Source organism: Agrobacterium sp. LEGMi-208b, from assembly GCF_059511785.1.
Genome location: NZ_CM183445.1, coordinates 686,067 through 698,281, shown reverse-complemented (window position 1 = coordinate 698,281; position 12,215 = coordinate 686,067). Strand labels below are relative to the sequence as shown.

Genomic DNA, 12,215 nt, shown 5'->3' with positions numbered 1-12,215 from the left:
TTTAACTGCTGTCGGTGCGATCGGTTTCAACCGTGCGGGAACGATATCACATCAGCACATAATCCACCGGGCGCGGGTCTTCGGGCAGATCGGTCTCGCCCATCGCCTCGCGCAGATTGATCTCGATGGTGGTGGCGAGGGCATTGATCGGCAGGGCATTGACGCCGCTGCCGAAGGGTTCCTCCAGCTCGTCGGACAGCGCATCGAGACCGAAAAACGTATAGGCGACGAGCGTGCTGGTAAATGGCGTCGCCCAGCCGAGCAGATCGGTAAAACCGAACGGCAGGAGAAGGCAGAAAAGATGCGCGGTGCGGTGCAGCAGCAGCGAATAACCGAAGGGAACCGGCGTGTGGCGGATGCGCTCGCACGAAGCCTGCGCGGCCGCCATCTGCTGCACGGCGGCGTCCAGCATCTGCAGCTGGATATCGCTGATCTGCCCTTTGGCGTTGGCGGCGATGAAAGCACCGGAGATTTCGCGCAGCAGCATGTCCGGCCGGTTGCGGCTGCGGGCATAGGTCGCGGCGAGATCGTCCGGGATGAGGCGGGTTGCGGTGGCGGTCGCCTCACCGGGGCGCAGATGCAAGACCAGCGCGTGGCAGAAGGCGATGGCGAGATCGATCACCCGCCGGCGCGCCACCGGTTCGGCCACATCCTGCCGGTTCTCGAGCAGCGCGCTCTGGCGCGCCAGCGTGCGGGCCACGGTAATCAGCGCGCCCCATTGCTTGCGGGCTTCCCACCAGCGGTCGTAACAGGCATTGGCGCGAAAGCCGAGGAACACCGAAAGCGCGATGCCGAGTAGCGAAAACGGCGCACCGTTCAGCGCCGGCACCAGATCGGGCCGGTCCTTGTGCGCCCAGACGACCAGCGTCGACAGCACAAAAACGGCAAGCACCTGCGGAAAGATGCGGACGATGATGGAGCCGCGCACAATGAAGAAAAGCTGCAGCAGGTTCGGTTTTGAACGAACGATCATGGGGAAAACCCGAAAGGCCTGGGATGGTGGCGAGGATGCGAAGATCCCGGCCCCTATCTACATGATGGCGGCTCGGGCTTGTCCACCCTTTTTTGCACGGTTGCGCCCGGCGGCGGGCGGGGTTACCCCTCGGGATACCGGGAAAACTGACCGGTATGATCCGACGATGCGGATGGAAGGAAATCTCGCGTGTCACGCTCACAACGGCTTCTCGATCTCCTGCAGATCCTGCGCTCCCACCGCATGCCGGTCAGCGGCGCGGCCCTTGCCGGGCAGACCGGCGTCAGCCTGCGCACGCTCTACCGCGATATAGCGACGCTGCAGGCGCAGGGCGCGGATATCGAGGGCGAGGCCGGTGTGGGTTATGTGCTGCGCCCCGGCTTCCTTCTGCCGCCGCTGATGTTTTCGCAGCAGGAAATCGAGGCGCTGGTGCTGGGCTCGCGCTGGGTGGCGGGCCGCGCCGATGCCGGGCTGGCGGAGGCCGCGCGCGCCGCACTCGTCAAGATCGCCGCCGTTCTGCCCGATGCGCTGCGCGAAGAACTCGATAATTCCACCCTGCTGGTTGGTCCGGGGCAGGGGCTTGCCGCCATGCATGTCGATCTGGCCGCCATTCGCGAGACCATCAGGCGGGAGAGCAAGGTGGCGATGACCTATCGCGATGAGAAGGGAGACCTGACGGAGCGGGTCGTCTGGCCCTTTGCGCTCGCTTTTTTCGATCTGGTGCGGGTGGTGCTGGCATGGTGCGAGACCCGGCAGGATTTCCGCAGTTTCCGGGCCGACCGTATCGAAAGCTTCCACCTACTCGACAGCCGTTACCCGCGCCGTCGCCAGGCGCTGCTGAAAGAATGGCGCGAGCGGGAAAAACAGCGGCGACGCAATCATGCTGACAAAAACTGACAGCAGGCGGGTCTAGAAACCGTTCATCCGCAAAAAAGGAGAACGATCATGACCCACCCCGATTTCACCATCCTCTATGTCGACAACCCGCCGGCCAGCACGGAGTTTTACAAGGCGCTGCTGGGTGTCGATCCCGTCGAATCCTCCCCGACCTTTTCCCTCTTCGTCCTTGCCAACGGCATGAAGCTCGGCCTCTGGTCGCGGCACACCGTGGAGCCAATGGCATCCGCGACGGGCGGCGGCGGCGAGCTTGCCTTCCGTGTCGAAAACGATGCGCAGGTGGATGAGACTTTCGCAGGCTGGAAGGCAAGAGGTGTGGCGATGCTGCAGCAGCCCGCGAAAATGGAGTTCGGTTATACCTTCACGGCCGCCGACCCCGACAGCCACCGCCTCCGGGTCTATGCTTTCGCGGGTTAAGGTCTTGGCCGGTATGAAGCGGACGCGGCTTGCGTCCGGAACCAGGACAGCACTCTGGAGCATTTTCGCAGATCCGAAGGCGGAGATGCTCCCGAGCAGCGGCCCGGCATGGCCGCTGCTCGGGTCATGGCAAAAGGCCCGCCCGTCAATTCGGCAGGAGCGGCAGGGTGATTTCAAAGCAGGCGCCGCCGGTCTGGTTGTTGGTCACGGCGATGCGGCCGCCATGCAGGGAGACGATCTCGCGCACGAGATTGAGGCCGAGCCCGGCGCCGCGGCCGTCCTGGCCTATGCGGCGGAACGGTTCGAAAATGCGCTCCTCCTCGCCGGCGGGGATGCCGTCGCCCTGGTCGCGCACCGTGATGCGGCCGTCGCGCTTAACGCTCACGCCGATGGTGCCGCGATGGCCGCCGTGATCGATGGCGTTCTGGATGAGGTTGGTTAAAGCCCGTTCCAGCGAGGTCTGATCGCCCGCCACCAGGATCGGCCCGTCATCGGCATCGAAGGAGACCTCATAGCCGGCGGCGAAAGCCAGGGGCGCGAGATCGACGGTGGCCCGTTCGGCAAGGGCGGCGAGATCGACCATCGCACTCGGTTTTTCCTGCTGGTCGAGCCGCTGAAAATCGAGGAGCTGGCCCGTCAGCACCGCCATACGGCTGGCATCCTCGAGCAGCCGCGTCTTTTCAGCCCCGGCCGGCAGCGAAGCGAGGCGCGTCGTTAGAATGGCGACCGGTGTTCTGAGTTCATGCGCCGCGCCGGCCAGAAAACGTCGATGCTTCTCATGGCCGTTATCGAGGCGCAGCAGCGCATCATTGACAGCCTTTACGATCGGAAGAATTTCGGCGGGAACGCCGGCAAGCGGCAGCCGCACGCCGCGCTTGTCGATATCGATATGTTGCGCCTGCGCGGCGACCGCTCCAAGTGCCCGCAAGGAACGGCGCACCACGATCGGCGTCACGATCAAGGTGACGAGGCCCATCAGCACGATCAGCGGCCCGCTGATCGTCGCCGAACTCAGCGATACGCCGGAGAGCAGGCGCTGCCAGGACATCTGGCCCTGGGTGCCGGTCAATATCTGGACCCGGCCGGCGGCGCTGTCGACCCATTTGAGCACGGCGTCGGGCTTGTCGGTATCGGGCAGATCCGCGCCGAGCCGGGCCTGCTGGATCTGCGCCATATGGGAAACGAACGGGGCATAAGCGGGCGGAACCACGCCTTCGGCCAATTGCCGGCCCTGTTTGTCGCGGATGACGAACCATAGATCCGGGGCTTCCATCCGCAACTGTGCAAGGGCGGCGGTCTCGGCAAGGGCAAGCCCCTGGCCGGGGCCGCCGGCCAGAGCCTCCTTGAGCACATCGACGGCGCTGTCCTCGTAAGCCCCGGCAAGGCGCGTCGCCCCCCAGACGCCGGCCCCGAGAATCACCACGATCATCGCAAGCATGAGGGCCTGGAAAGCGACCAGACGCCTGACCAGATGCCAGCGCAGGGAAGGGGTTTTGCCTGTCATTCCGCCTCGCGCAGAAGATAGCCGAAACCGCGAATGCCGTTGATGATGACCCCCGCATCGGCCTCGGCAAGCTTGCGCCGCAGCCGCGACACATGGGTGTCGAGCGCGTTGGACTGGATCTCGTCATCAAGGCCGAACACGGCCTCCATCAGGAAGGAGCGTAAAACCATGCGGCCGGTGCGGCGCACCAGGGCTTCCAGCACCAAAAGCTCGCGCCGCGGCATTTCCAGACGCTTGCCGGCGACGGTGGCCTCCTGATGGGTGAAATCGAAGCTGAGCCGGCCGACCCGCACCACACGCGCCTGCAAGGTGGTGGGGCGGCGCAGCAGCACGCGCAGCCGCGCCAGCAATTCCTCGAAAGCAAAGGGCTTGCCGAGATAATCGTCGGCGCCGTCCTCCAGCCCGGCAACCCGGTCGGCAAGATCGCCGCGGGCGGTGAGCACCAGCACCGGCAGCGGGTTGCCACGGGCCCGTAAGCCCGCGATCAGCGACAGGCCGTCGCCATCGGGCAATTGGCGGTCAAGCAGCAGAACGTCATGGACGCGGTCGCTTAAGACATCCCGCGCGCTGGCGATGTCGGACACGTGATCGACGACCATGTCGTGGCGCACCAGGGCCGAACATAGAGCCGACGCCATTTCCGGCTCGTCCTCCACCAGCAATATGCGCATCTGCCTTTCCCTGTCGTCCGTAAGCGCAAAGCCGTTCGGGGCCCGCCGGCATGGGCATGGATCTTTGCTTTTCCGCATTTCCGAACGGAAAACCGCTTCACAGTCTTGCCTCGGAAATGCTCTATGCCCCCTTCATTACATCAACCTTGCATCCATCGCCACGCGGCGGAAAACCCGTCCGGGTCCACGGATGGGTTTTCCGCCGGTGCGTCAATGTCCCGCGCCGCGTCGCATCCGGCGCACGACCCGCAGGACGGAAAATTCAGCGCCGATCAGGACGACCGCGACCGCAAGCCCGAGCCAGACCGGATCGCGGCCGCTGCCATGCAGCACGAAACCGAGGATCAAAAAGGGCGCGTTCCACAACAGGCTACCGATCAGGGCGGCGAGCGTGAAATGCCATATCTCGAGCCTGAAGACGCCGGCGGGCAGGCCGAGATAGACGCGGACGGTCGGGATGGTATGGCCGACAAGCGTGACCCAGAACTGATTGCGCCGATAGGCCTCCACCAGCCGCCGATACAAAGGCGGCGGCAAAAAGACGAAGCGGCCATAGCGCGACACCAGCGCCTCGACGCGGCGATGCCCTAGCCTGCGCCCAAGCCCGTACCAGACCAGCGAACCGAGCGCCGAGCCGACCACGGTGGCCGCCACGATGGCCGCGAGGTTAAAGCCGTCCGTCGCGGTCATGCCGAGCAGCATCAGCAGCACATAGGAGGGAAAGACGGGGACGAATTTTTCCGCCACAGCCAGAAAAACCATGCCGACGATGCCGAAACTCAGCATCGTGGCGATTGCGGGAGACATTTCCATGACAGGCTCCCGTCACCGGCAGGGGGAAGGATCGACGCTGCGGCTGATCCGGTAGACCGAAGCCGGCGGCAGATTGCGCATCGTCCAGCCGCACCGCACCGCCTCCAGATCCAGCCGGTCGAGAATGCGGCGCGGCACCGGGCAACGCGGGCCATAGGTGATCTGATAAAATGCCCCGCCGGGCACCATGCAGGCAAAAGCGCTGTCGAGAATGGCCGTCGCCTTGTCCGGCGGCATGGTCAAAATGCCCAATCCGCTGATCACCGCTCCGACCTTGGTGTCGGAAAACAGGCCCGTCTTCGCCAGTTCGGCGGCATCCATGTGCAGCACGCGCGCCAAGGGAAAGCGGCGCCCGAGCAGGCGGGCGAAAATCGGATCATATTCGACCAGCGTGATATTATGTTCGGGCACGCCGCGCGCCAGCAGGGCTCTGGTGAAGGGACCGGTTCCCGCGCCAAGTTCGAGAACCTGTCCGGTGCCGGGTGTGACATTGCGGGTCATCAGGGCAGCCACGGCGCTGCCGGACGGTGCGACGGCCGCAACGCGAAGGGGATTCTTGATCCATGCCCGCAGAAAGGCGAATGCGTCAGCGGCCACCATGGCAGCCTCGCTTGCCCGTGAAGGGTGCGGAAGCGCCGACATTCGTCGGCCTCGTGCATATTATCGATAACATTTTCGAACCATCCAGATCGTGAGAGCTGGCAATCGCTCCGCTTGAACGATTGCGTGATCGGTCCGGTGGGGCGCATGGTCCTCACCTGGATAGACCGATCACCCGGTTCTTTCCCACGTCTGGATTGAGGTAATCTGTCATGATGAAACGGGTCGAAAACCCTGCCCTTCGCCGCGCCAGCGCCGCCTCCGTTCCGTAGCAGGTTCAGAAGGGACTCCGCGTCACCGACGATGCGGGCACGAACCAGGGCGCTACTTCTTCACCGCCACCACGAAAAGCCGCGGAAAGCGCAGCAGCAACCGGCCGTCCGCCATGGGCGGATAGGCCGCCTTGATGCGTTGCGTATAATCGGCGAGGAAGGCGTCGCGGTTTTCCTCACCGGCGGCGGTCAGATAGGGGCGCAACCCCGTGCCTTTCACCCATTCGACAATGCTGTCCGCATCCTTCATCGGATGATTGTAGATGGTGTGCCACACATCCACACGGGCGGATTTCGGTGCCAGCGCGTCGAAATAGTCCGACGGTGCGGGCAGGGGTTTCCGGCGCAGCCTGCCATCTGCAAACGTGTCCTTCCAGATACCGTTCGCTCCCGTCTCCTCCATGGCGCGGTGCGTTGGCTCCTCCAGATTGTCGGGCATCTGCACGGCCAGAACGCCGCCGCTTTCCAGCTGGTCCATCAGCTGCGAAAGAACGGCGAGATGATCCGGCACCCACTGGAAAACGGCATTGGCGTAAAGCAGGTCTGCCTTCTGCGCCGGCTTCCACCGGGAAAGATCGGCCTTGGCGAAGCGCGTGGTCGGCAGCCTGTCCGCCGCCTTTTCCAGCATGTCGTCATCGCTGTCGATGCCGGTAATGACATTGACGCCATAACGGTCGGTCAGAAGCTCGGTGGAATTGCCGGGGCCGCAGCCGAGGTCATAGCCGTTCAGCACGCGCTCCAGCGGCACCTGCGCCAAGAGATCCCGTGCGGGACGCGTCCGCTCGTCTTCGAATTTCAGATATTGTTGGGCGGACCATGCCATGGTTTTCCTCCTGCAAACTGCCGTCAGATCGCCAGCATCGCATGGGCGAAATCACGCCGCCATCGTCAGATGCATGAATTATTGTGATGAATCTATTCATCAACCTTTTGTTTCACCTCATAAAACGTGCTTGCGGGGCCGTCGCTTTGTTATTTTCCATCAAAATCAGAAATCGCGGCAATTAAAACTTGACCTCGTCAGGGGAGAGGCATTCACTCCGGCCGATTTCCAGCACATGCCCGGTCAGGACGCGCGGCGTTCCTCTCCCGGCAATGCATCAGAACAAAAAGACGGAGCGTTTTTACCGAACGGAAACGCTTGAGACAGGAGACCGTTATGAGCGTCGATACCGCACCCCGATCAACCACCTGGACCTATGTTGACGGTCAATGGCTGCCCGGCAATCCGCCGCTGATCGGCCCGACCTCGCATGCCATGTGGCTGGCCTCGACGGTGTTCGACGGCGCGCGCTGGTTCGATGGCGTGGCGCCCGATCTCGATCTGCACTGCCAGCGCGTCAACCGCTCGGCCGCCAATATGGGCATGAAGCCGACCATGACGGCCGAAGAGATCGAGAGCCTGGCGCTGGAAGGCGTCAAGAAATTCGACGGCAAGATGGCGATCTATATCAAGCCGATGTATTGGGCCGAACATGGCATGCCCGGCAGCGTTGTCGCGCCCGATGCCAGCTCCACCCGTTTTGCGCTCTGCCTTTTCGAAGCGCCGATGGATGCCGGCAAGCCGCTGACGCTCACCGTCTCGCCGCTGCGCCGTCCTTCGCCGGAAACCGCGATGACCGACGCCAAGGCCGGCAGCCTTTACCCCAATAGCGGCCGCGCCATTCTGGAAGCCCGCTCGCGCGGTTTCGACAATGCCCTGATGCGCGACATGAACGGCAATGTCGCCGAATCCGCCTCGGCCAACATCTTCATGGTCAAGGACGGCGTCGTCCTGACCCCGGTTCCGAACCGCACCTTCCTTGCCGGCATCACCCGTTCGCGCGTGATCGGCCTTCTGCGCCAGGCCGGTTTCGAAGTGCGGGAAGCGACGCTTTCGGTCGAGGATTTCCGCGAGGCCGACGAAATCTTCTGCTCGGGCAATTATTCGAAGGTGTCGCCGGTTGTGAAACTCGATGACCGCGAATTGCAGGCCGGCCCCGTCGCCCGCAAGGCCCTCGATCTCTACATGGACTGGGCGCGTCTCGGCGCGGATGTTTAAGGTCAGGTAGGACCCTTATTTTCAAAAAGGCCGCGGCAGGTTTGTCCCTGCCGCGGCCTTTTGTTTTGAACAGCACGATTACCCATGAAAATTGAGGGGGAATTTAATCCAATTTTAGAAGACCACACGCTAGCTTGCGGCATTACCGATTTGGGCTAGTGGGGGCCGCCAAATGTCTTTCAGCATACGCAATATACTCGTGGGCTTTTTTCTGCTCGTCGGCATCGCGCTGGCAGGCTTCGTGGGCAACGGCATGCTGCAGTCCGTGCAGCGTGCCCGCAGCTTTTCAGAGGTGGCACAGCTCGTTTCGATCGACAGGCTGCTTTTTAACGCCTTGCTGAACTTTCGCAGCGAACGCGGCAACAGCGCTTCGGCGCTGACGGTCGATCCGGCAAAGACGGCCAATACCATCGCCAGCGTGCAGGCGTCGCGGCAGAAGGTGGATGCCGCCATGACCGCCTTTCTCGAACAGTCCGCCGCGCTCGATCAGGCTGGCCTCAAGGCCCCGCTTGCCCGCGTGAAGGATATCTACGCGCAATTCCTGGAGCTGCGCAAAAAGGTCGATGCCAACGTCACCCTGCCGCTTGACCGCCGTGAAACCGGGCTGGACAAGACCGTGCTGGCGCTCGGTCAGGATTTCCTGACGGCGCTCGAAGCGGGATCGACGGCGGTGGAAGGTGAGGTTCGTTCGCTGGACCAGAGCCTCACCGGCCTCATCCAGTTGCGGTCTTACGGTTGGTCGGCGCGTGCGCTGGGCGGCAGCGCCACCGTTGTCATCAATGCTGTTGTGGCCCAGCAGCGGCCGCTGACCCCGCAGGAAACCCAGCAGCTTGGCAATTTCGATGCCGGCGCGGCCTTTGCCTGGAAAGCCACCGGCGACCTCGTCGCGCATGAATCGACGCCGCAGGCGCTGAAGGATATCTATGCCGCTGCCGACAAGACCTATTTCAAGGGTGATTTCGTCACGCAGCGCGCCAAGCTGATCGATGATCTGAACAACGGCCGCACGCCGGCCTTCACCATCGATACATGGCGCAATACGGTGACCGAAAGCCTCGATACGGTCGCGAAAATCGCCTCCGAAGCGATGGGTATTCTCAACGCTAATGCCGAAAAGGCAAGGCAGGACGCCTTTATCGGCGCGATGATCTATCTCGCGGCTTTCATCCTCACGCTTGGCGTCTGCATTCTCTGCCTTGCCGTCATCGTCGGCCGCGTCACCCGCCCGATCAGCCGGTTGACCAAGGCGATGATGGAATTGTCCACCGGCAACCTGGCCATCGATGTGCCCGGCGCAAGACGCGGCGACGAGATCGGCGAGATGGCCCGCGCCGTGGAAATCTTCCGCGAGGCGGCCATCCGCAACCGGCAGCTGGAGGACGAAGCCATCGGCAACCGCGAGCGGGCCGAACGTGATCGCGCTGAATTGCAGCGGCGCGCCGAGGCCGAGGCCGAAGAGCGTCTCAGCCAGGCCACGGGCTCACTGGCTGGCGGCCTTCGCCGGCTTGCCTCCGGTGACATGGTCTGCGAGATCGCCACGCCCATCGCGCCGCAATTCGAGACGCTGCGGCACGATTTCAACAGCTCCGTGCACCAGCTGCGCGAAGCGCTGACCAGCGTCGGCCAGTCCGTGCAGACGGTGAACGGCGGCGCTCACGAGGTCTCGTCCGCATCCGACGATCTTTCCCGTCGCACCGAACAGCAGGCCGCGTCTCTGGAAGAAACCGCCGCCGCGCTGGAAGAAATCACCGCCAACGTCTCCGCCACCTCCAAACGGGCGAGCGATGCGCGCGACACGGTGCGTGAGGCAAGGACAAAGGCCGATCTTTCCGGCAAGGTGGTGCGCGATGCCGTCGCCGCCATGGAACGCATCGAACATTCCTCGCGCCAGATCGGCCAGATCATCGGCGTCATCGATGAAATCGCCTTCCAGACCAACCTTCTGGCGCTGAATGCCGGCGTCGAGGCGGCACGGGCGGGCGATGCGGGCAAGGGCTTTGCTGTCGTTGCACAGGAAGTGCGCGAACTGGCGCAGCGTTCCGCCAATGCCGCCAAGGAAATCAAGCAGCTTATCAATACCTCGGCCATTGCGGTGGGCGAAGGCGTGAAGCTGGTGGCCGATACCGGCGTCGGTCTCTCCGAAATCGAGCAGCTGGTGCTTTCGGTCAACAGCCATATGGATGCCATCGCCACCGCTGCGCAGGAACAGTCGGCCGGTCTCTCCGAGGTCAACACCGCCGTCAACCACATGGATCAGGCCACGCAGCAGAATGCCGCCATGGTCGAGGAAATGAATGCGGCCGGTGCGGGGCTGGCGCAGGAATGCGCCAATCTCCAGGCGCTGCTTGCGCAGTTCCAGATCGGCCAGCAGACCTCGGCGTTGCGGGAGACGGCCCGGCAGATGCAGCGCGCCGCAAGCCCTGCGCGCGCTCCGGCCGCACCCGTCGCCGCGCCGCCACGGCCCCGCCCCGCCGCCACGCACGGCAATGCGGCACTGGCCGTGAAGGGTGATGACTGGACGGAGTTCTGAGTTCGCACATCCAGCCCGCGTCATCAGATGGCGCGGGTGCACCGCACTCGCCGTCATTCCTTCCAAAGGCGGTGTATAGAAACGTCTCTCCCGTACTCGGGCTTGACCCACTGGTGTCCGGTTTAAATTTCTGGATAAGGTTTACGACATTGATTCCACTTGTTTTTAGCTGTTTTTTCGCGATTTGGACATGAATTGGAGAATGGCGTCGTCAGGTGAATAGCGAAGGGCGCCAAACACTCTAACGTCATCCTCGGGCTTGTCCCGAGGATCTGCAACCGATTGATTTTATTCAACGTGATTAGATCCTCGGCACAGGGCCGAGGATGACGTCGAGGGGATGCGCATCCTTCGCAACCGGCTTCAGGGGCATTGCCGCCGGTATGAAAATTCAAACCGGACACCAGTGGGTAAAGCCCGAGGATGACGGAGGAGGTGGTGACAACGCACCGTTTTTCTCTCTACTTCCCCGCAATGGCTTCAGTCTCGTTCAACAGCGGCTGGCACCCTTCAAAAACATCGACCTCATCCGTTCCGCGCATCCGGCAGCGCAGCGGCAAGCGCCCGCAGCGGCGCCGTCATATGTTTGTCGCGCCGCATCGCCAGCGCGATCCGGCGCTCCAGCGGCGGCTCGAGCGAGCGCCATTCAAGCCCGGATGCCGCTCCTTCATGCTCCATCGCCATACGCGGCACGATGGCAAGGCCAAGCCCCGCACCCGCGAGCTTCTTGATCGCCTCGACGCTTCCCAGTTCCATGGCGGGTTGCACGGTGCGGCCGCTCATCGAAAACCATTGATCCACCAGCCGGCGCGTATTGCCGCCTTCGTAAAGCAGCAGCGGCCGGGCCGAAAGCGTCTCGGCGTTGAGCACCGTTGCGTCGGGGACGGAGCCCAGCGGAAAAACCGCCACCAGCTCATCGAGATGGATATCGCTGATATCGAGGCTGCGGCCGCTGGCGGGCAGGGCCACCACCGCCGCATCGATGGTATTGGCCTCCAGAAGCCGGAGGATATCGTGGGTATTGCCGGTCTGCACGACGATCTCGATGCCGGGCATGGCCTGCCGGATTTTGCCCAGCACCGGCGGCAGCAGATAGATGCAGGCGGTGGCGCCCGTGCCGATGCGCAGGCGTCCCGTCACCCCGTTTCGATGCGGTGCGACGGTATCGATCGCATGCGCCACTTCCTCGGCAATCCGCCTTGCATGGATGAGAAAGTCGCGCCCCGCCGCCGTCGGCTGTGCCCGCCTGCCAACCCTTTCGATCAGCCGCACACCGAGCTGTTTTTCAAGCAGCCTTATATGCAGGCTGATGGCCGGCTGCGTCAGCCCCGCCTTGTCGGCGGCGGCGGAAAAGCTGCCGAGATCGGCCACATCCATGAAGCTGCGCACCTGCCGGAGATCGAGGTCCATCATCAAAGAAAACCTTATCGTTTGTATAAGGCAGATAATCTTTATTTTGGCTGCGCCGCAATGCACAATGATGGCGTGAATGATCCG

Annotated in this window: 12 protein-coding genes; 5 read left to right on the top strand and 7 right to left on the bottom strand. The window is 63.2% G+C overall.

What is annotated here, in order from left to right; translation table 11 throughout:
• Positions 1 to 46: 46 nt before the first annotated feature.
• On the bottom strand, positions 47 to 973 hold the full coding sequence (locus AC5YUO_RS03515) for a bestrophin family protein (protein WP_496154269.1): 927 nt from the start codon (positions 971 to 973) through the stop codon (positions 47 to 49).
• A 189-nt stretch (positions 974 to 1,162) separates the two neighbouring features.
• Here AC5YUO_RS03515 and AC5YUO_RS03510 point away from each other — a divergent pair, with 189 nt between their 5' ends.
• Positions 1,163 to 1,870 carry a helix-turn-helix transcriptional regulator gene (locus tag AC5YUO_RS03510; protein WP_496154268.1) on the top strand — a complete coding sequence of 236 codons (708 nt, stop codon included), beginning with the start codon at positions 1,163 to 1,165 and terminating at the stop codon, positions 1,868 to 1,870.
• Between the two features lie 48 nt (positions 1,871 to 1,918).
• The gene (locus AC5YUO_RS03505; protein WP_496154267.1) at positions 1,919 to 2,287 is read left to right on the top strand and encodes a VOC family protein; all 369 of its coding nucleotides are present in this window, start codon (positions 1,919 to 1,921) and stop codon (positions 2,285 to 2,287) included.
• 145 nt (positions 2,288 to 2,432) lie between these two features.
• Here AC5YUO_RS03505 and AC5YUO_RS03500 read toward each other — a convergent pair whose 3' ends face one another.
• From AC5YUO_RS03500 to tam, 5 genes are all read right to left on the bottom strand, one after another.
• Positions 2,433 to 3,791 (bottom strand): sensor histidine kinase, encoded by a 1,359-nt coding sequence (locus AC5YUO_RS03500; RefSeq protein ID WP_496154266.1) that lies wholly within the window; start codon positions 3,789 to 3,791, stop codon positions 2,433 to 2,435.
• Entirely contained in the window at positions 3,788 to 4,462 is a 675-nt protein-coding gene (locus tag AC5YUO_RS03495; RefSeq protein ID WP_496154265.1) for a response regulator transcription factor, read from the bottom strand. Before AC5YUO_RS03495 ends, AC5YUO_RS03500 begins: the two co-directional genes overlap by 4 nt.
• 210 nt (positions 4,463 to 4,672) lie before the next feature.
• Entirely contained in the window at positions 4,673 to 5,275 is a 603-nt protein-coding gene (locus tag AC5YUO_RS03490; RefSeq protein ID WP_496154264.1) for a DedA family protein, read from the bottom strand.
• A 12-nt stretch (positions 5,276 to 5,287) separates the two neighbouring features.
• Entirely contained in the window at positions 5,288 to 5,917 is a 630-nt protein-coding gene (locus AC5YUO_RS03485) for a class I SAM-dependent methyltransferase (RefSeq protein WP_496154263.1), read from the bottom strand.
• A gap of 282 nt (positions 5,918 to 6,199) precedes the next feature.
• A complete protein-coding gene (gene tam / locus AC5YUO_RS03480; protein WP_496154262.1) occupies positions 6,200 to 6,970 on the bottom strand; it encodes a trans-aconitate 2-methyltransferase in 771 nt (256 codons plus the stop codon).
• Between tam and AC5YUO_RS03475 the strand changes: the two genes are divergently transcribed.
• The 3 genes from AC5YUO_RS03475 to AC5YUO_RS03465 all read left to right on the top strand — a co-directional run bounded on the left by AC5YUO_RS03475 (position 6,969) and on the right by AC5YUO_RS03465 (position 10,718).
• Entirely contained in the window at positions 6,969 to 7,292 is a 324-nt protein-coding gene (locus AC5YUO_RS03475; RefSeq protein ID WP_496154261.1) for a hypothetical protein, read from the top strand. The genes tam and AC5YUO_RS03475 overlap by 2 nt on opposite strands.
• A gap of 14 nt (positions 7,293 to 7,306) precedes the next feature.
• On the top strand, positions 7,307 to 8,188 hold the full coding sequence (locus AC5YUO_RS03470; protein WP_400821371.1) for a branched-chain amino acid aminotransferase: 882 nt from the start codon (positions 7,307 to 7,309) through the stop codon (positions 8,186 to 8,188).
• A gap of 172 nt (positions 8,189 to 8,360) precedes the next feature.
• On the top strand, positions 8,361 to 10,718 hold the full coding sequence (locus tag AC5YUO_RS03465; RefSeq protein ID WP_496154260.1) for a methyl-accepting chemotaxis protein: 2,358 nt from the start codon (positions 8,361 to 8,363) through the stop codon (positions 10,716 to 10,718).
• 525 nt (positions 10,719 to 11,243) lie between these two features.
• Here AC5YUO_RS03465 and AC5YUO_RS03460 read toward each other — a convergent pair.
• Entirely contained in the window at positions 11,244 to 12,131 is an 888-nt protein-coding gene (locus AC5YUO_RS03460; protein WP_496154259.1) for a LysR family transcriptional regulator, read from the bottom strand.
• Between the last annotated feature and the right edge of the window lie 84 nt (positions 12,132 to 12,215).

Bases quoted from the DNA above. Each gene is read 5' to 3' on its own strand.
- AC5YUO_RS03515 (WP_496154269.1), bottom strand. From the start codon at position 973: ATGATCGTTCGTTCAAAACCGAACCTGCTGCAGCTTTTCTTCATTGTG.
- AC5YUO_RS03505 (WP_496154267.1), top strand. From the start codon at position 1,919: ATGACCCACCCCGATTTCACCATCCTCTATGTCGACAACCCGCCGGCC.
- AC5YUO_RS03500 (WP_496154266.1), bottom strand. From the start codon at position 3,791: ATGACAGGCAAAACCCCTTCCCTGCGCTGGCATCTGGTCAGGCGTCTG.
- AC5YUO_RS03495 (WP_496154265.1), bottom strand. From the start codon at position 4,462: ATGCGCATATTGCTGGTGGAGGACGAGCCGGAAATGGCGTCGGCTCTA.
- AC5YUO_RS03490 (WP_496154264.1), bottom strand. From the start codon at position 5,275: ATGGAAATGTCTCCCGCAATCGCCACGATGCTGAGTTTCGGCATCGTC.
- AC5YUO_RS03485 (WP_496154263.1), bottom strand. From the start codon at position 5,917: ATGTCGGCGCTTCCGCACCCTTCACGGGCAAGCGAGGCTGCCATGGTG.
- AC5YUO_RS03475 (WP_496154261.1), top strand. From the start codon at position 6,969: ATGGTTTTCCTCCTGCAAACTGCCGTCAGATCGCCAGCATCGCATGGG.
- tam (WP_496154262.1), bottom strand. From the start codon at position 6,970: ATGGCATGGTCCGCCCAACAATATCTGAAATTCGAAGACGAGCGGACG.
- AC5YUO_RS03470 (WP_400821371.1), top strand. From the start codon at position 7,307: ATGAGCGTCGATACCGCACCCCGATCAACCACCTGGACCTATGTTGAC.
- AC5YUO_RS03465 (WP_496154260.1), top strand. From the start codon at position 8,361: ATGTCTTTCAGCATACGCAATATACTCGTGGGCTTTTTTCTGCTCGTC.
- AC5YUO_RS03460 (WP_496154259.1), bottom strand. From the start codon at position 12,131: ATGATGGACCTCGATCTCCGGCAGGTGCGCAGCTTCATGGATGTGGCC.